The sequence below is a fragment of the Ruegeria sp. I1 genome (assembly GCF_056532675.1).
Window position 1 is genome coordinate 44,025 of record NZ_JBQFNM010000002.1, and the last position, 18,410, is coordinate 62,434.

Genomic DNA, 18,410 nt, shown 5'->3' on the forward strand with positions numbered 1-18,410 from the left:
TTCAGACCTCTTGCTTCGGCTGCTTGTGCGTCACGATCCAGTCGTGCGCCAAGCGGGTCAGCTCTGGAGAAGCCGGGACCGGGCGGTAGGGAGCTTGCGCAACGATGCGTCCAGGGCCATTCGAAAACCGGTCGTTGTCCATGGTCTGGTCGAGAAAGTATAGCCAGTCTTTGCCAGTCAATCCTGCAACCTCGCCGCGTGGAAATCCGCTCAATGCAGTGCGGCGTAGGATATCGGCGATGCAAGCCGGATCATCCTCTGCTTTGGCCAGCGCGCCCAAGGCTGCACGGCGATAGGCGTTGGCTTGGCGGTGTTTGATGGCTCGCCGGATCAACGATCCGGCCAACAGCGCAAGTGCGATCCCAAGCCAGGCCCACCCAACAGTTTGAGGCATCATCGAGATTGGTGAAGGTTGCGGCGCGGGCTCCAAGAGGTCGATCAACTCGACAAGGTTGAGGCCGTGCAGATCCGGGTTCATGACGCCCCCAACAAACGAGAGATTTGATCCAGCGCAGGGGATTGCGTCGACAGCGGCAGGAAGGGCAGTTGGTATTTCTGCGCCCAGCCGCGGATATGCGCCAGTCGGTCCTGTGCAAAGACTTCTATTTGTTTGTGAGTCTCGGCAGTAGAAGTGTCGATCTCTGCCTGCAAGGTACCGTCCGATATAGCGAGGCGTATATTTGCAGGAATATGCGCAGCCATCGGGTCGGCGATGTTGAACAGCATCACGTCATTGTGCCGGGCGAGGTTGCGGATCAAAGGCTCGGACGCGGCGTCAACACCGTCGAAATCGGAGAAGATCAGTATCAGATAATTTGTCTTGGCAATCCGGAGCGCGGAGCGCAACATCCGGTTGAATACGTTGGGCCGAACGACCCGACTTCTGGCCGATAACCGACTGTTGGCGTCAGCGATCGAGGCTAGCATCTGTCGCACGGACAGGGCCGAGCGCACGGGCCGGTGTTCGGCTACAGTGTCGTCCGAGAAGACCAACCCGCCGACCCGATCGCCTTGCGCCAACAAAAGATGCGCAGCAATGGCGGCGGCCTCGGCGGCGATGACGGATTTCATGTAGACTTGGCTACCAAAAAACATCGATATGCGTTGGTCTACCAGCAGCAGCGTTGGGCGGTCGCGTTCTTCGGTATAGACCCGGACATGGGGCGTGCCCGTGCGTGCTGTTACTTTCCAGTCCAGAGTGCGGATATCATCTCCAGGCAGATAGGCGCGCAGTTCTTCGAAATTCAGCCCCCGGCCGCGCAGTTTCGAGGCATGGCGACCGTTCAGAACGGAATTCGCAGGTTGCCGAGGCAGAAAGGTCAGTCGCGAGGCCCGTCGTCTGAGCGCGACCAACTGGTGCAGGTCGACATGAATACGGGGATCATGCCCAAGCTCTGTAATCGTTGCCGTTTGCTTCATTGGCATAACATCCTCGGCCGAAGGCCTGTCATCATGGTAGGGCAACCAGTTTGATGATCTCGTCGGTCACATTATCCTGCGACAGACCAGCGCCCTGCGCCTCATAGCTCAATGTGATGCGATGGCGGAATACGTCATGGGCAATGGCTCTGACATCGAGCGGATCGACATAGTCTCGCCCGGCCAGCCAAGCGTGCGCGCGGCTGCATTTGTCCAGAGCGATCGAGGCGCGCGGGCTGGCACCGACCTCGATCCAGCTGGCCAGTTCTCCACTCAGGGTTGCGGGGGTTCGAGTAGCGTACACCAGATCGGCAAAGTAACGCTCCATCGCATCCGCGACGTGAATGCCGGAGATTTCCGCGCGCGCATCAAAGATGGCCTGCTGCCGAATGGCGGAAGGCTTGGACGCGCTGGATCTTTTGGGCTGATTGGTTGACTGTTCCTCGCCCCGGACCAGTCGGATGACCTCAACCTCGTCCTCAACCGGGGGGTAGATGATATTCACGTGCATTAGGAACCGGTCCATTTGTGCTTCGGGTAGGGGATAGGTGCCTTCCTGTTCGATAGGGTTCTGCGTAGCCATGACGATAAAAAGGGGTTCCATCTTATGTGTCGTTCCCGACACCGTGACCTGGCGTTCCTCCATCGCCTCCAGCAGGGCGGCCTGCACCTTGGCGGGTGCGCGATTGATTTCATCGGCCAGCACGATATTTGCAAAGATCGGCCCCGGCTCGAACCGGAATTCGGACGTACTTCTGGCCTGGACGTATACCTCGGTACCGGTGACATCCGATGGCAGTAAATCAGGCGTGAATTGGATGCGGCTGAACTGTGCGTCCAGATTTTTTGCCATCGCTTTGACGGCGCGTGTCTTGGCCAATCCAGGCAACCCTTCGATAAGCAGGTTGCCATTGGCCAGCAAGCCGATCAGCAAGCGCTCGACCACCTCGGTCTGACCGATGATAGACCGACCCATCCTGGCTTTGAGGTCGAGGATCTGATCATGTGCGGACATGGGAATACTCCGTCATTACCCTGAACCAATTCTACACTCAAAGCTGAAGGAGGCGCACTTCCGCTCAATCTTTGAGAGCATTCGAAAAACACACTCCTCTGGTTAAAACATTGAATTAAATCCGCTTTCAAACCATCCAGAATATGACCGGAGTTGAACCCCGAACGCGATTCAGACTAATTTGAGCAATTCCATAAATCAATTTTTTAACACAAAGACTCAAATTTACGTGTAAGCTGTACGGGTTCCCTACTACTCATAAAAAAGGTTTGAAAACATGTTTGCAGCCTTTGAGCCTCGGCGCATCATCCGGCCATTAACAACTTTCACCTGCGCGATTTTTCTGGCCGTTTCCGCCACTGCGCAAGAGCAAAAGCCCAATATTCTTGTCATCTGGGGTGACGATGTTGGCCAGTCCAACATCTCGGCCTACACGATGGGTCTAATGGGGTATCACACGCCGAATATCGACCGAATCGCCGATGATGGCATGATCTTTACCGACTATTACGGCGAGCAATCCTGCACGGCTGGACGGTCTTCATACATCATGGGGCAGTCGGTGTTTCGGACCGGTTTGTCCAAGGTGGGCCTGCCGGGCGCCGAACTCGGGATGCAAGAGGAAGACCCGACAATCGCGGGGCTGCTCAAAGCCGAAGGCTATGTTACTGGTCAGTTCGGCAAAAATCATCTGGGCGACAAGGATGAGCATCTGCCGTCCAACCATGGTTTCGATGAGTTTTTTGGCAATCTTTACCATCTGAACGCCGAAGAAGAGCCCGAGAACGAAGACTATCCCGGCGATCAGGTACTGGCTGATGGCCGCACTTTCCGCGAAGCCTATGGCCCGCGTGGCGTGATCAAGTCAAAGGCCGATGGCACGATCGAGGATACGGGCCCGCTAACCAAGAAACGCATGGAAACAGTCGATGACGAAACTGTTGCCGCGGCTATCGACTTCATCAAGCGCTCGCATGAGCAGGGGCAACCATTCTATGTCTGGTGGAATGGTACGCGGATGCACTTCCGCACTCATGTGGCTGATGACCGGCGTAACCCGGGCAACGACGAATATACCGACGGGATGCTGGAACATGACATGCATGTTGGTCAACTGCTGGACCTGCTGGATGAGTTGGGTATCGCTGACAATACCATCGTTCACTATTCAACCGACAATGGCCCGCATATGAACACTTGGCCGGATGCCGCGATGACTCCGTTCTGGGGTGAAAAGAACACCAACTGGGAAGGTGGCTGGCGGGTGCCCTCGATGGTGCGCTGGCCTGGTTTGATTGAGCCTGGCTCAGTCTCGAACGAAATTATGCACCATATGGACTGGCTGCCGACTTATCTGGCCGCTGCGGGTCGTGACAATATCAAGGAGGAGCTGATTCAGGGCGGTGTTCAAGCCATCGGACGTGAATACAAGGTGCATCTGGATGGTTATAACTTCCTGCCCTATTTCAAGGGCGAGGTGGAAGAGGGACCGCGCAAAGAGATTTTCTATTTCTCGGATGACGGTGATCTAACGGCGCTGCGGTATGACGACTGGAAGCTGATTTTCCTTGAGCAGAAAGCATGGGGCACCCTGCGCGCCTGGATGGAACCATGGACCGAGCTGCGCATCCCCCTGATCATCAATCTGCGCCGTGACCCCTATGAGCGCGCCTACCGGACTTCGAACACCTATTATGACTGGTTGCTTAATAGGGCCTATTTCCTTGTCCCAGCACAGCAATATGTGGGCAATTTCCTGGCGACATTCCAGGAATTCCCACCACGCCAGAAAGCCGCCAGCTTCAATCTGGAACAGGTGATGGAAAAGATGACCGCCCCTGTGGGCGATTGATCCTGAATAATGAACCGATCCGGGCCGCCACAATCGTGGCGGCCTGTCTTCTTTGACCCTGCTAAGGTGCCAATTCATGCTCAGGTATTTTCTATTCCTTTCGCTGTTTTCCATCACTTCGGTTGTATTTGCAGACCCTTTGCCATCCTGGAATGAAACAGACAGCAAGGCGCGGATCATCTCGTTTGTTGAAAGCGTCACCGACCCCAATTCCGATGGTTATGTTACGCCGACCGACCGTATTGCAGTCTTTGACAATGACGGCACGCTATGGGGTGAGCAGCCGGTATATTTCCAACTGATCTATGCGGTCGAAGCGTTTCAGAAAATGGCGCAGGATGACCCTGAAGTGGTCAAGTCTGATGCGCTCAAGGCTGCTGCTGCAGGTGATTACAAGGCTCTGGCTGAGGGTGGCGAAAAAGCCGTGATCGAAGTTCTAGAGGCGACCCATAGTGGTCTGAGTGTAGACGATTTTCAGGCAAGTGTGAGCGACTGGGTTGCCACCGCAACTCACCCGGTTACGGGTCTGCGTTACGACCAGATGACTTACCAGCCGATGGTGGAGTTGTTGCGTTATCTGCGTGACGAAGGGTTCAAGACATATATTGTCTCTGGTGGTGGGATTCATTTCATGCGGGTCTTTGCCGAGGCCGCCTATGGCATCCCGACCGAACAGGTCATCGGCACCTATACCGAAACCACCTATGAGGTGATCGACGGTGTTCCTACCATCATCAAACAACCGGCGATCGGTTTTGTTGACGATAAAGAAGGTAAGCCAATCAATATCGACCGGATCATCGGGAAACGACCGATCATTGCTGGTGGAAACTCGGACGGCGACTATGCGATGATTGAATGGACCACGGCGGGCGACGGACTTCGGCTGGGCCTGATCGTGCATCATACGGATGGTGAACGCGAAGTGGCCTATGCTTGCGACAGCCATATTGGTCGGCTGTGCGATGGGCTGGAAAGCGGTCCCGATCTGGGCTGGCTCATCGTCGATATGGCCAGCGATTGGTCGCGCGTCTACACCGGTGTGAACCAGTAGCGGGAAGGATATAAAGATAGCCATTCTTTTATCAGCGCCCCTGATCAGTTGGGTTGCCATTGCTGGAACAACCTTTCTGGGGCTTCCCACCGTATCATCCGCTCAAGAGCTTGAATATGTAGGCTCTTCGCAATGCACCAAGTGCCATACCGAAGCCGCCGCTGCGTGGAGCGGTTCGCATCACGCGCTGGCATGGAGCGCTCCGGCGCCGAATACGGTGATTGCAGATTTCGATGGCACCTCCTTCAGCCATGATGGCATGAACGTCCGTTTCAGTACCGACGGAGTGCAGTATCGCGCCACCGTCACCGAAAAAGACGGTCTCACAACTGAATACCCGGTGCATTCCGTCGTGGGCATCGCTCCGCTTCAGCAATACCTGTTCGAAACTGAGCCAGGCCGGCTGCAAAGCTTCGACGTGGTCTGGGACGTGGAAAACGAACGCTGGTATCACCTCTATCCCGATCAGGACCTGCCGCCGGATGACGGATTGCATTGGACCGGGCCTTACAAAAACTGGAACGCTCGATGCGCCGAATGTCATGCTACCGGGTTTGAGAAGAACTATGATCCGAACACGCGTACTTACGCATCAACCCACGCTGAAATCGGTGTTGGTTGCGAAGCCTGCCATGGTCCCGGCTCAGCTCATCTCGACTGGGCCAAAGGAAGCGAACTTACCAATAGCAACGGGCAATTGAACACGCTCGGACTGACTATGGATTTCAACGCGGGCGCGGAGGCGACGATCCAGCAATGCGCCACGTGCCATTCTCGTCGTGAGGCGTTTGGAGACGGTAATCCGCTGCCTGGATCATCGTATCACGACAACTACAACCTCGCGCTACTGCGACCTGGTCTTTATCATTCGGACGGCCAAATATTGGACGAAGTCTATGTCTACGGTTCTTTTCAGCAGTCTAAGATGTATGCCAGCGGCGTCAGCTGCACCAATTGTCATAACGCACACTCTGCAACGCTCATCGCCGAAGGAAATGATGTATGCACCCAGTGTCATTCGCCAGCAGGGCGCGAAGAGTTTCCTGGCCTAACACGCGCGCTCTATGACGATCCGGCCCACCACTTTCATCCTATGGGTTCGGAAAGTGCAGAGTGCAAAAGCTGCCATATGCCAGAGCAGATTTACATGGGCGTTGATGGGCGCCGGGATCACGGATTTCGCATCCCACGACCAGATCTTACGGTAGAGACAGGGGCTCCGGATACTTGCACCGATTGCCATACGGATCAAACCTCCGAATGGGCCGCAAAGACTGTAGAGGCTTGGTATCCGCAAAGCGTAAATCGTGATGTACATTTCGCGCAGGTGTTCGCTAAGGCGCGCACCAGTTCGGGTGCGGCTAGCAATGATCTTGCCCAGTTAGCACGCGACACCGCCCAGCCTGCGATTGTTCGTGCAACAGCCTTGTGGTTGTTACAGCAGGACATGGCGGAGGATGTGAGAGATTTGGCTCTTGGACAGTTGGATGATTCCGATCCTATGGTTCGCGCCATTGCGGTGGGCTTGCTAACTGATGCCAACGAAAACGAGCTTTCAAAAATTTTGCCTTTGTTGGAGGATCCGTTCCGGAAAGTCAGGATTGCAGCAGCGCGGGCAATGCTGTCAGCGAATGGATTGCAAATGTCTCGCCAGGAACAAGAGCGATTGCAACAGGCCATGACCGAATGGAGAAGCTCGTTGCTCAACCGCGCAGATTTTCCAGAAACTCACTTGGTTCTGGGTGGGATGGCCTTGTCGATGCGCAACTTAGCTGCCGCACAAATGGCTTTTGAAGAAGTAACTCATCTCGATCCACAACGTGTTGATGCGTGGGTGATGCAGGTACGTCTCGCTGCCGCGACAAGCGATTTAAGTGCTGCAAGGCAGGTACTAGACCGCGCGCTTTTGATCAATCCAGATGACCCTTCGCTTTCTGCACTAGCTTCGGGTCTGCGATGAAAAAGAAGGGTGACGTGTATTGATCAGTTGCAGGATAAGCCTGATCCGTTTTGCGATTTATCGGCTCGATTTCAACTTGATACCTTTGGTGAGGTGATATTACCAAAAAAATCGCGCGGTACATCGATGACCGCTTATGAGATGCTATAATGCAAAGTCCAAACTGTAGTTAACGGCTGCCAAGGGCCGCCCTCGAAGACGGCCCGAATTTACTAGATTTCAATGGCCTCGGCGATTGCTAGCGCGTCCTCAAGTTCGACGCCCAGATATCGGACCGTGCTGTCCATTTTTGTGTGACCGAGCAGTAGCTGAACCGCCCGCAAGTTGCCGGTTTTTTGTAGATCTGGGTCACCTTTGTTCGCCTCATTGAATGCGTGCCATATGCGCTCGCTTCCAGACCGATCGATGTGACCCAATCTCAGACGATCCGTGCATATTGGCGTGTCGAGATATGAAGACGCTCATGGAAGCGACCCGGCCAAAGGTACTCAGAGCCGACCATGAGTTCATCCTCCATCCACTTCTCTACCGAGGTTCTTGTGCCTTCGGACATTTCAAAACGCACCGGTTTGTGCTTTTTGCTTTGCAACACGGAAGCCCGTTCTTTGATCTGGCCAGATGCCATAACGTCGACGACCTTCATCTTCACCAGGTCGCAACCTCTCAGCTTGCTGTCGATCGCCATGTTGAAAAGTGCGAGGTCGCAATGATTTTCTGCCAATTCAAGTCGAACACGGATCGCCCAGACATGCTTTGGCTTCAGCGGCCGTTTCTGGCCAACGATACGTCCTTTGTTCCAGGCTGGACGAAGCGCGCGAATGGCCGGTAAGTTTGGTGTTTCCATGACTGATCCTCCGATCCGCCATGCCCTCCACACCGACAACCCGACGTTGACGAGGTAACATATCACGAGATTGCTGCACCGCCTCCGAGGTTGGCTGTGAGCCCAACCTAGTCATTACAAATTCTTGCTGCACGCGCTCGCAGCAAGATTTGTTCTTAAGGCAAGCAAGTATTCGTGTCACATTGCAATGGAAAACCAGACGTTCCGCCATCGGATGAATTCAGTGCCTAATTTCACCGTACGCGAAATTGGCAGCAAGCAAACATCACATTTGACTAGCTGTTTAACGCTAGAAAGCAATTCGAAGGGAGCGTTTAACCATGCCGTAGCCACCCGCCATCAGGCCGGAAATTGTTCCATTCTCGATGTCCAGATCAACTTTTATCAAGCTCGGACTCGCCGGGTTCATAAACACCCCTTGTTCGATTTGAAATGATCGTTGAGATGATCCGACAAAGTCGTGCAATACACATGCTAAGGGCCCGGCAGCCATCCCCGTCGCGGCTTCTTCCTCAATCGCGTATCGGGGCGCAAACATGCGGGTTGTAGCGTCTCGGTCGGTCGCCGATGGGTCTCTTGTGAAGACGTAGTAGCCGATCAAATCCAGTCGTTCGCTGATTTGCGTGATTTTGGCAAAATCTGGTTTCACATTGGCAAGACTATCGGCATCAGCGAGGCCGATGACAATGAAACTGTTACCAGTATTGACTAAAATCGGTGGTATTTCCTGATCAAGGTGATGTCTGCTGATCCCAAGGGAGTTCAGTACATCGTCGATGCTTATACCTTTTGTCACCCATTCCTCTGGTATCGCGTATTTTGGGGCTAGCTGTTCCATATAGGCGGCGCCCTCCTTCATTAGTATGCGCCTTGGCCCATCAACTGTCTCCTTCGAGGTGTTGGGATTGGGAATCCGGCCCAGCGCGTCCAGATGAGAGAAGGCGGCAATTGTTGCATGACCGCAATGAGCGATGCGCCTGTTCGGTGTGAAGAAATCCAGTTTGAAGCCCTCAGTCTTGGACTGCGACACAAAGGCCGTTTCGGACAATCCAACCCTTGCCGCGACGGTTTGCATATCCTGTTCGCCCAATTTATCAGCGTCCAGAACGACGCCTGCGGGATTTCCACCGGCGCCACCGTCGACAAAGCCGTGTACGATTTCAACCGTTACCTGTCTGACAGTATTTGCTTGCGTATTCATTGGTTTTCTCCATGCGTCGGCCGCACCTTTGAGCATGGTGCGGCCAGTATTACGTCAGTTGCTGGCGGCGGTGATGCGGTTCAGAAAGGCGGTCATTTGCGCCGCAATCTCGGGCCCATATTCTTCCAGCGCGAAGTGACCCGTATCGAGCAGATGAAAATCGAGATCATTCAGATCGCGTTGATAGGGATAGGCGCCTTCGGCCGGAAAGATGTGATCATTTTTCCCCCACATCAGCAGTGCCGGGGGTTGATGCTCGCGAAACAGCGCTTGCCATTTTGGGTACTCTGCAACGTTGGTGCCGTAATCCAGAAAGAGTTCAAGTTGCACCTCTTGATTGCCATCGCGGTCAAGCAGGTATTGGACGTGCCAATAGTTATCCGGGCTGATCAACTCGGGTTTTTGAACTCCGTGGGTGAACTGCCATTTGGTGGCATCCAGAGTGAGGAATCCACGAAGCTGGTCGCCGTTCTCTTGCGATGGCTCGGCCCAATAGGCTTTGATTGGATCCCAGAACTCGCGCAGCCCTTCTTCATAAGCATTCCCGTTTTGAATGATAAAGCCAGTGACCCGCTCGGGTTGTTCCGCAAACATACGGAAACCAACCGGGGCACCGTAATCCATCAGATAGACCGCGTATTGATCGATACCCTTCCGGTCGAGCAACGCCGTCATCATTCCAGAGATATTTGCGAAGGAATACTCGAAGTTTTCGGCCATCGGCATGTCCGACGCGCCAAATCCGGGGAAATCGGGCGCGATCACGTGGTAGTTCTTGGCCAGTTCCGGGATAAGGTTACGGAACATATGCGAAGAAGTCGGAAAGCCATGAAGCAGCAGGACGGTGGGCCTGCTCGGATCTCCGGCCTCACGATAGGCGATAGCGATGTCGCCGATTTCTTCCGTGCGGAAGCTGACGGCTTGCGCAGCTTCAACTCCAGTCTCTACGGCGATTGCAGGCGCCGGAGCAAATGGCACAGCAATGGAAAGTGCGAGAATGCTGGCGCTCAGGATGGATTTCAAATTGCGCGACATGGGTATTTCCTTTCATTGGGTTACGGGGGGCGCGTCTGAACACGCCAGGATTGACACTGGTCAGATTTGCTGTCCGAGCGACGCTTCGAGCCTTGCGTTTCGTGCTTTCAGCGCTGCCAGCTCAGTGCGAAACGGGGCCAGATAATCTTCAAACTCTTCAAAGGTCAGGCGTTGGGGGATGTGCTGTGGGCAGTTCCAGTCCATCGCTTCAAGCTTGATCACAACCGCCCGCTCCGGGTGAGCGCGATAGTCCGGCGATCTCAGGCGCTGCATCAGGGCCGGATCGTCCTCGGCACCAATGATCATCGCCTGACCCCAGATCTTGAGACGCTTCTGATTGGGGTAGTCCATCAGAATCAGCGAGATGCGGTCATTGCCCAGCAGATTCCCAGTGCTGAGGTACTGCCGGTTGCCGCGGAAATCGGCGTAGGCAAGTGTCCGTTCATCCAACACTTTCAGAAAACCCGTTGGACCGCCGCGGAATTGCACATAAGGCCAGCCGGTTTCTGAGACCGTGGCCTGATAGAAGCCGTCCCTTTGCGCGATGAAGCTGGCCTCAATCGGGCTGATCAGGTCCTCGTCACGGGTGCCTTCCAGAAACTTCGCGTAACCGTTCGCTGAACCATTTTTGGCCTGCGTTTCGCGCACGGAAGGCGTGAAGCTGATCTCTGCAAAGGGTCGTGCCATTGAATTCTCCATCTCGGTCTGGGCGATGCCCTGGGACTGAGGTGAAGTTAATCAGAGCTTCTATGTTGCGGAATTCAGATACTTGGCAATATATTATTCCAAAAAGTGGAATAATGCTGTGGACAGATTTCACGCGCTAAACGTCTTTGTGAAGGTGGCCGAGTTGAAAGGTTTTGCCGCGGCGGCCCGCCACCTCAACATGTCACCGCCAACAGTGACCCGAATGGTTTCCATGCTTGAGGACAGCCTGGGGATCCGTCTTTTTGTGCGCACCACGCGCTCGGTGATGCTGACTGATAGTGGACAAAGGTTTTTTGAGGATGCCAGACGTATTTTGGCTGATCTTGAAGAGGCCGAGCGCGCCGCTTTCGGTTCCTATGCCGAACCAACCGGGGAACTAAGTGTCACCGCATCGGTCTTGTTTGGTCGTATGTTCATCACTCCGCTTCTGGGCGAATTTCTGGATCTGTATCCAAAGCTCTCAGCGCGCACGCTCTATGTGGACCGCGTGGTCAATCTGATTGATGAGGGTCTCGACGTCGGGATCAGAATTGGCAACCTCGCTGATTCCAGTTTGATGGCTGTCAGGTGTGGTACGGTGAGGCAGGTCGTGTTTGCTTCCCGTAAATATCTTGACCAATATGGCGAACCAGATACGCCCGATGATTTGTCCTGCCACGCGATCATTAATTCTACTGCCCTGAATGCATCCGCCCAATGGCATTTTCAAAGCGGTAGAAAGAGCATAACCAAACGAGTGAACCCACGCATCAGCATGAATACTAATGACGCCGTGATTGAGTTGGCGTTGCAAGGTCATGGGATCGGACGGCTTTTGTCGTATCAGGTGGCACCCTACATTGCAGATGGGCGGCTCAAGACTGTCATGAAGTCATATGAGCCACCCGAGGTTCCCATCCATCTTGTGCATCAAGAGGGTCGAACCGTGTCTGCGAAGGTACGCGCTTTTGTTGATTTTGCGGTCGAACGTCTCAAATCGGATTTCCTTATTGGCCAGAACCAAACTCAGGCCTAAGCGCAAGACCAACAATTAGGCAAAATCGCGCTATTCAGCCGCCGCCGCGGATGAGGCGGTCCATGCATTTGGGACAAACGCATCATCCAAAGCCGTTTCCGCCACATGGTTCGTATAGTTCGACAGGATTTTCAACGCTGTGCCAAGGATGACTTCCAGCATGGTCTGGCGGGTATAGCCAGCCGTCAGAAACGCCTCGACCTGTGCGTCGCTGGGCCAGCCTCGGCTTTCGTTGATCACGATGACGAATTTGCGCAGTGCTTCCAATTTGGGGTCGGCGATAGGGCTGCCATCGCGTAACGCTGCGATCACGTCTTCGGGGACACCGGCCATCTGTGAAAGAGTGGTATGGGCGGCCATGCAGTACTTGCACCCGTTCAACCGGTTGTTGGTCATAAGGATGATCTGGCGCTCAGTCTCTGACAGGCCGGTCTTTCCAAAGATGTTGGAAAGTGTCGTATAGCCTTCCAAAATTGCGGGCGCTTCGGCCATGGCCGCATAAAGGTTGGGCACAAAACCATATCCTTTCAGCGATGCTTCCAGAATTGGTTTCGCGGCATCAGGGGCTGAGGCGATTGTATAGGTCTCAAAATCAGTCATGTCTGGTTTCCTTTGGGAAGAGTTTTCGACGCACGCGAATTGTCATTGCGGACAGGGCGTCTTGGAGAAATGCCGGTCTTTTGGGGAGGGGAGAGGCAGCGGTGGCTCCGACCGGCAAAAGCCACCAAATTCCTCGATCAAAGGCTGCCGACAGGCGTGTGGTGGATGTCTGCCCACTTGGCATGGGCGCCTTGGATCACGGTCTCTTTGTCCTCAAGGTACTTCTTGAAGATGTCCTCATTCACAAAGAGATAGAGCTTGTCGTCCACGATATCGGCATACCGAACATCGCCATCAAGCTTCTTGCCTACATAGACGCCAAAGGCGCAGAACCCGCCGAATTGAGGCAGATGTGCCGTCGGATCCGCCTCGAATGTGGCTTGCGCTGCCTGCGACGCAAAATAGTAGTCCACTCCATCATGAGCCGATGTAAAAGTGGCGTTGCCCATTTCGGGTTTTTCGGCTTCAAACATCGATACAGGATCGACGCCATGCATGCCGAGGGGCTGCCCAGTCAAGGTAAGACTGTTCGAAACGTTGTATTCATCGTCAGCCAATGCCGCCGCCGCCAGGGCGAGAGTCAACGCTGTTGTAAGTGCGGGAAATGTGAAGATGCGTGTCATGATATGTCCTTTCAGGATGTCAGGATCAAATTTGAAGATCGATTTGCGTCAGGCCGATTGGCCAATGCGCTCAACCGCGTCGTCGGTCCACCAGACGCCGTTGGCGACCATTCGGAAGTTGATGATGGCGGCGAGATACCCGTCACCTTCAGGCACCTTGGCCCCGGCTGTGGCATCGCGAACGACAGCGACTTCGTAGCCCAGCTCCAGCAGCTCGTAGAGATGCGCCTGCGTACACAGGTTCGCCGACATCCCCGCGAGGATCACCTTGTCGATCTTGCGTTTACGCAATTGCAGGTTCAGGTCATTCTGAGCAGGGCTGTAAACCTTGTGTGGCGAGCAAATGATGGTTTCGCCATCCTCGATGTACTTCTTGTATTGCGGCATCCAGTCGGCACCTGAGCCCTCGAAGTTGTCCAAATTGAGCGGTCCCAGGCGGTCAAACATGCCGATGCTGTGCATCGTGGCTTCCAGAGTGCCCTCGAACTCCCACTTGTGGTCATGTGGGTAGTAATAGTGGGGCGAGATGAAGACCGGCATCCCCGCAGCCTTGGCGGCAATGAAAAGCCGTTCGATATTGTCGACCGTGCCCTGTTCGGTCACGCTTTCGCCAACGACACCCCACGTCACACCGTCCTCTGACAAAAAATCAATCTGGGGGTCGGTCACCACAAGCGCAGTACGCCCCGGCTCGATGGTCATGTCGATTTGGGGAAGGCCTGGATTTTCCGGGTCAGCATAGTAGGCGCGTGCTTCGTCGGTCGCGGCAAGGGCCTGCCCGCCAGCCACTATTGTTGTACCTGCCGCGGCCGCACCGGCGGCTTGTTGCAAGAGTCGCCGGCGCGCCATATCAACGCGTTCGGGCGTGACGTCGCAAGCGCAGCTTGCTCCATGTTTGTGGTCATGATTGCTCATTGCAGATTTCCTTTGTCTGAGAGGGGCAAATTGGTTTGCTTTACTCGGGAACGCCCCAGGTGGATCTGACAAAGAAAAAGTTAGGCGCCACGTTGGCCGAGGTATTGGCAGGCCCTGCCAAGGTTTTGACCGAACCTGCCATGTGGTCTTGAGGTGCGCGCCTAGTCGGAGGTCGCTTGCTGCCGGAATCGTGCCGGAGCCTGGCCAACCCAGCGCTTGAAGGCGCGGCTGAACGTGCTCTGTTCCGAAAACCCGGTCATAAATGCGATCTCGGCTATGGAAGCCTTACCGTCACGGAGCAGGTCACGAGCGAGTGCAACTTGTGCCTGACCAAGAACGTCGCGATAGGTCAGCCCTTCTTCGGCCAACCTGCGGTAAAGAGTGCGCTCGCTCATTCCCATCTCTTGGGCGACATGCGCTGCCTGCGGTGCGCCGTTACTCAGGGCCGGTGTAAGCCGGTGGACAATTGCTTGGCTCAGTGAGGTGTCGTCATCGCGAGAGTTGAACTCCTCATCCAGGTGCTTCGTCATGAAATCTGACAAGCCCGGATCGCCAAGACGATTTTCGCTTTCCAGCATAGCAGGGCGCATAGCAATGGCGTTGTGGGCGCTCCCAAATCGAACCGGGCACCCGAAATATTCGGCGTAATGTTCTGGCTCTTGTCTGCATGCATGCTGAAACGTGACATATGCGAGCGACAACCCATCACCCACAAACCGATGCATGTTCCTCGCAAAGGCCGCAAGCGCGCATTCGTTGCGCAGCTCCAAGGCGGCGCGATGTGGTGTTTGTCCTTCAAAAATCCAAAGAACCGGGTCGCCGGTTTCATCAAGTCTGTACACTGCGGTGTCCGTGACGAGACGAAAATAGCGCTCGATCCGTTGCAATGATTGCCGCAAGGTCGGAGCTGTCTTAACGGCCAGGCCAAGTACGCCGAGATCATCGGTCGCAATCGCGTTTGCATAGGCCTCAACTAACGCGGCCTCGTCCGCTTGTTGCGCACGAATCCAATCTATCAAATCGAAATACGCATCATCCGCCAATTGGCCGTGTTGAGCTTCTGGTAAACGCAGCACGACAGCGCCATTCGAAATCAGGGCGCCATCGTCGTTCAGCGTCATCCCGGCGGCGTTGGCCATCGCGCGGGCGAATGCGTAAGTTACACTTGCCATACAGTGAGATTAGCACTGGAAAGCTCTTTCACACCAGATCGTCCAACCCTGTGATAGGTATAATAAATAAAGACAGCCTCGATCTTCGGGCGCTTGAGGATAAATGCGCCAAACTGATAAAACTCGTCATCAGGTTTTCTGAACGGTATCGTCCGAAAGCGTGCGGAAGCATGCAGTCATAGAGGTCATGGTAGATGGGCGAAATTTTTATATCTGTGCTGCTGCCGCTTGCAGTTGTTGTCATCATGTTCTGCCTTGGCCTCGGACTCACAACGGCTGACTTTCAACGCATCGGACGACGTCCGCGGGCCTTTTGCGTAGGGGCTCTCAACCAGATCATTTTGCTGCCTTGCATCGCTTTGATGGTGACTTTTATCTTTGGGATTTCCGCTGAGACAGCCGTTGGAATCATGATTTTAGCGGCCTGTCCGGGCGGGGCGATCAGTAACATCGTGACCAAGCTTTCGAATTGGGATGTCGCTTTGTCCGTTACTCTTACAGCAGTCTTCAGTCTGACTTGTGTCGTTACCGTACCGCTCATCCTGGGGTTTTCGATGCAGATGTTCATGGGGGCAACTGCGCCCGCTATCGACATTTCGTCGACGGCTTTAGCAATGTTTTTTTTAACAGCTTCACCGATCCTAGTCGGGGTGATGGCGCGGTCCTTGGCGCCGCGAATTGTTGCCGCTGTCGAACCAATCTTTAGCAAGGTCTCCATGCTACTTTTTGCGGTGGTCATCGGAGGCGCGATCATTTCAAACTGGGTGGTGGTCGCGGACAACTACCTTAGGCTTGGGCCCGCACTTTTTGTTGTAGGTGCGTCACTCACGTTTATTGGCATCATAAGTTCAGGGATGCTCGGATGCACAGACATCGAGGCGAAGACGATTTCAATTGAGACCGGCGTTCAAAACGGAGCTTTGGGAATCGCAATTGCCACCTTGCTGTTGCCTAACACCAATGGGTTAAGCGAATATGCCATCCCATCCGCAATTTATAGCGTGGTCTGGATCGTAACAATGTTGCCTGTCTTCGCTTTCCTTGCGCGAAGAAGCCCAATTTCATGATCCTGACGCCTATTTGCTAGCTCTGATTATGCGCTGAGCCAAGCCCCTTTGTTTCCATGCCAGAGTGCCATCTAGTCAAAGAGCGATCAAGGAGCTCCCAAGCCTTCTGTGGAACGGCCGCTTTGGCGATTTTCCCTGTTGAAGGTATAAGCTGTTGCTGCCAGTGCGGTGGATCCTGCGTCAGCGAAGGTGTAGTCTCCAAGGTCAGTTTTGTCCGCGGACTGTGAGTTAGACCACCGCCGAATTGTGCTCTCGCAGCGAAAGTCCGGTTCGGTGAAGCTGCAATGCGGGGATGCGTGACCCGATGAACGGCTGGTAAGGGCCGTCCTCTATTACCGTTTGTTTGTCGACTGGAAAAGGCCATGCCGGCTCTGAATTACTTTGAGCGCATCGAAAAGGGCACTGCACGACGCTCCAGCGTCTTGGCCTCAACAAGGTGGGAGAACACGCACTACGGACAAGGCGGTTTCTGACCGCGTGGGTTTGGTCTGGAGTTAGGTTTGGACCAAGTGCCCCGAACGCCTGAGTGCTCTATTACAAGTCGCTGAATCAGGATGATCGTCTTCGCATCCCGAATTCTGCCATCTTCAATCATCGGCATGGCCTCTGGCAGCGGAACCTGCATCACTTCGATGTCTTCGCCTTCTGCAAATGAACCTCCGCCGATATCAATTTGGTCAGCGGCAGAGTATGTTCCCTCGAAGAATGCCAGGTATTCGGTGACGGATCCGGGGCTCATATACACGTCAAACACATGCGTCAGCTTGTCGACCTCAAAGCCGGTTTCCTCCATGAGTTCCTTGCGCATCCTTTTTTCGGGATGTGCCCCATCCAGAAGACCAGCCGGCGTTTCGATCAGAGCCTCGAACCCGCCATTCAGGAATGCGGGCAATCGGAACTGACGGGTGAGAAGAACACAGTTCTTGTCCGGATCGTAGACAAGGCAGGTCGCGCCGTTTCCGCGATCATAAACCTCGCGGGTTTGTTGTTACTACTCACCGCTGCGCCGCCGTAGCTCGAATTCTTGCTTCGTCAGGACGCCCCACTCGTCTGACAGCACAGTCTTGGTTATTGGGCGAAAATATTCATTCGTTTTCGTCTTCACTGCTCTACCCCACCAAATCCATGGACATCTCGAATTGGCTGACCGTAGATCGTGCTCCAAGTCGCGCAAGGAATGCACGCATGGCATCCGAGCCGCTGTCAACATTCAAGACACGCAAAGACCCGTTCTGGCGGCAGCGGTTGATCAGTATACTGCCTAGCCCGGTTCGGCGACGGTCCGCGCGAACGCCAATCTGGGCCAAAGTTGCGGTCCGCGGAATCAAGACAACGTACGCTGCAAGGCCGAGCGCATCGGAGATGGTCCAACATTCGACCTCGTTTTCGACCGCCTCAATTGCGGAGGCGCTGTTCTGCCAAGAGGACTCAGTTTCCTTCATTGCGTCCATAGCAGCGCGAATATCTGCCCAAGGCAGGCTACAAGCCGATGATGTGGCGTCAGCGGCTGCCGCTGCGGACAATTCATAGCAATCCAGGGTCCGCGCAACGGCCATCCCCAGAGATGCGTACAGATCAAATGCGTGCTTGTTGTCGCAAAGGACCTCGGTTTGAAAACGCCTGACCGAAAGCCGTCTCAAGTGCGCAGTGTTTTCCGTTGCCAAAAACCGGGCAAGCCCGCTGCGCCGGAAGCTGGGGCCGGTCCCGCTGGCAATCAGATAGGCATTGCCAGCGCGCAACGCCACAAGCCACACCGCCACAATTTTACCGTCCACTATGGCAACATGAGAGGATGCGCGGTCCAGTCCGCGCTGCCGCATCATGAACGAGAAAGCGCTCTGCGAAAGTTGCATCGGCACAGCATAGTCTGAGAACGCCGCGTTCATTGCCTGGCACAATTCCTCATCACTGAACTGTTTGGCGGATTTTA

At 54.6% G+C, this 18,410-nt stretch carries 16 protein-coding genes and 2 pseudogenes; 5 read left to right on the forward strand and 13 right to left on the reverse strand.

The features are described 5' to 3' along the window. Window position 1: 1 nt before the first annotated feature. Genes ACR0DH_RS03975 through ACR0DH_RS03985 form a run of 3 tightly spaced genes read right to left on the reverse strand, consistent with a single transcriptional unit; the run spans window position 2 to window position 2,434 of the window. Window positions 2–478 (reverse strand): DUF4381 domain-containing protein, encoded by a 477-nt coding sequence (locus ACR0DH_RS03975; protein ID WP_480551665.1) that lies wholly within the window; start codon window positions 476–478, stop codon window positions 2–4. After that, window positions 475–1,419 carry a DUF58 domain-containing protein gene (locus ACR0DH_RS03980; protein WP_480551667.1) on the reverse strand — a complete coding sequence of 315 codons (945 nt, stop codon included), beginning with the start codon at window positions 1,417–1,419 and terminating at the stop codon, window positions 475–477. The genes ACR0DH_RS03975 and ACR0DH_RS03980 overlap by 4 nt, the downstream gene beginning before the upstream one ends. Window positions 1,420–1,450: 31 nt before the next feature. Beyond that, window positions 1,451–2,434, reverse strand: a complete 984-nt coding sequence (locus ACR0DH_RS03985; protein WP_480551669.1) for an AAA family ATPase — start codon at window positions 2,432–2,434, stop codon at window positions 1,451–1,453. Between the two features lie 277 nt (window positions 2,435–2,711). On the opposite strand from ACR0DH_RS03985, the gene ACR0DH_RS03990 reads away from it, so the two are divergent. The 3 genes from ACR0DH_RS03990 (at window position 2,712) to ACR0DH_RS04000 (ending at window position 7,300) form a co-directional block, all read left to right on the forward strand. Further along, on the forward strand, window positions 2,712–4,286 hold the full coding sequence (locus ACR0DH_RS03990) for an arylsulfatase (protein ID WP_480551671.1): 1,575 nt from the start codon (window positions 2,712–2,714) through the stop codon (window positions 4,284–4,286). A 76-nt stretch (window positions 4,287–4,362) separates the two neighbouring features. Then, window positions 4,363–5,340: an HAD family hydrolase gene (locus ACR0DH_RS03995; RefSeq protein WP_480551673.1), complete on the forward strand. Its 978-nt coding sequence runs from the start codon at window positions 4,363–4,365 to the stop codon at window positions 5,338–5,340. A 76-nt stretch (window positions 5,341–5,416) separates the two neighbouring features. Next, window positions 5,417–7,300, forward strand: coding sequence for a multiheme c-type cytochrome (locus ACR0DH_RS04000; protein ID WP_480551687.1), 1,884 nt, complete (start codon window positions 5,417–5,419; stop codon window positions 7,298–7,300). 212 nt (window positions 7,301–7,512) lie between these two features. Here ACR0DH_RS04000 and ACR0DH_RS04005 read toward each other — a convergent pair. From ACR0DH_RS04005 to ACR0DH_RS04020, 4 genes and pseudogenes are all read right to left on the reverse strand, one after another. Next, a pseudogene (locus tag ACR0DH_RS04005) lies at window positions 7,513–8,144 on the reverse strand (tyrosine-type recombinase/integrase). 289 nt (window positions 8,145–8,433) lie between these two features. Next, window positions 8,434–9,345 carry a PhzF family phenazine biosynthesis protein gene (locus tag ACR0DH_RS04010; RefSeq protein ID WP_480551675.1) on the reverse strand — a complete coding sequence of 304 codons (912 nt, stop codon included), beginning with the start codon at window positions 9,343–9,345 and terminating at the stop codon, window positions 8,434–8,436. A 54-nt stretch (window positions 9,346–9,399) separates the two neighbouring features. After that, window positions 9,400–10,380, reverse strand: coding sequence for an alpha/beta fold hydrolase (locus tag ACR0DH_RS04015; RefSeq protein ID WP_480551677.1), 981 nt, complete (start codon window positions 10,378–10,380; stop codon window positions 9,400–9,402). 60 nt (window positions 10,381–10,440) lie between these two features. Next, window positions 10,441–11,067, reverse strand: coding sequence for a pyridoxamine 5'-phosphate oxidase family protein (locus tag ACR0DH_RS04020; RefSeq protein WP_170668236.1), 627 nt, complete (start codon window positions 11,065–11,067; stop codon window positions 10,441–10,443). A gap of 82 nt (window positions 11,068–11,149) precedes the next feature. On the opposite strand from ACR0DH_RS04020, the gene ACR0DH_RS04025 reads away from it, so the two are divergent. After that, complete coding sequence (locus tag ACR0DH_RS04025; RefSeq protein WP_480551679.1) at window positions 11,150–12,103, forward strand: LysR substrate-binding domain-containing protein; 954 nt, start codon at window positions 11,150–11,152, stop codon at window positions 12,101–12,103. A gap of 30 nt (window positions 12,104–12,133) precedes the next feature. Here the strand turns inward: ACR0DH_RS04025 and ACR0DH_RS04030 are convergent, their stop codons facing one another. From ACR0DH_RS04030 to ACR0DH_RS04045, 4 genes are all read right to left on the reverse strand, one after another. Next, window positions 12,134–12,703 (reverse strand): carboxymuconolactone decarboxylase family protein, encoded by a 570-nt coding sequence (locus tag ACR0DH_RS04030; protein WP_113789122.1) that lies wholly within the window; start codon window positions 12,701–12,703, stop codon window positions 12,134–12,136. A 137-nt stretch (window positions 12,704–12,840) separates the two neighbouring features. Next, entirely contained in the window at window positions 12,841–13,326 is a 486-nt protein-coding gene (locus ACR0DH_RS04035) for a YHS domain-containing (seleno)protein (RefSeq protein ID WP_480551681.1), read from the reverse strand. Between the two features lie 48 nt (window positions 13,327–13,374). Then, complete coding sequence (locus tag ACR0DH_RS04040) at window positions 13,375–14,241, reverse strand: cysteine hydrolase family protein (protein ID WP_058282012.1); 867 nt, start codon at window positions 14,239–14,241, stop codon at window positions 13,375–13,377. 161 nt (window positions 14,242–14,402) lie between these two features. After that, the gene (locus tag ACR0DH_RS04045; protein ID WP_480551683.1) at window positions 14,403–15,380 is read right to left on the reverse strand and encodes an AraC family transcriptional regulator; all 978 of its coding nucleotides are present in this window, start codon (window positions 15,378–15,380) and stop codon (window positions 14,403–14,405) included. Between the two features lie 227 nt (window positions 15,381–15,607). Here ACR0DH_RS04045 and ACR0DH_RS04050 point away from each other — a divergent pair, with 227 nt between their 5' ends. Continuing rightward, window positions 15,608–16,480: a bile acid:sodium symporter family protein gene (locus ACR0DH_RS04050; RefSeq protein ID WP_480551880.1), complete on the forward strand. Its 873-nt coding sequence runs from the start codon at window positions 15,608–15,610 to the stop codon at window positions 16,478–16,480. A 451-nt stretch (window positions 16,481–16,931) separates the two neighbouring features. Here ACR0DH_RS04050 and ACR0DH_RS04055 read toward each other — a convergent pair. Together ACR0DH_RS04055 and ACR0DH_RS04060 are read right to left on the reverse strand one after the other, a co-directional pair. Then, a pseudogene (locus tag ACR0DH_RS04055) lies at window positions 16,932–17,453 on the reverse strand (NUDIX domain-containing protein); the annotation flags it as partial. Window positions 17,454–17,589: 136 nt separating this feature from the next. Further along, the gene (locus tag ACR0DH_RS04060; RefSeq protein WP_480547316.1) at window positions 17,590–18,366 is read right to left on the reverse strand and encodes a GNAT family N-acetyltransferase; all 777 of its coding nucleotides are present in this window, start codon (window positions 18,364–18,366) and stop codon (window positions 17,590–17,592) included. Between the last annotated feature and the right edge of the window lie 44 nt (window positions 18,367–18,410).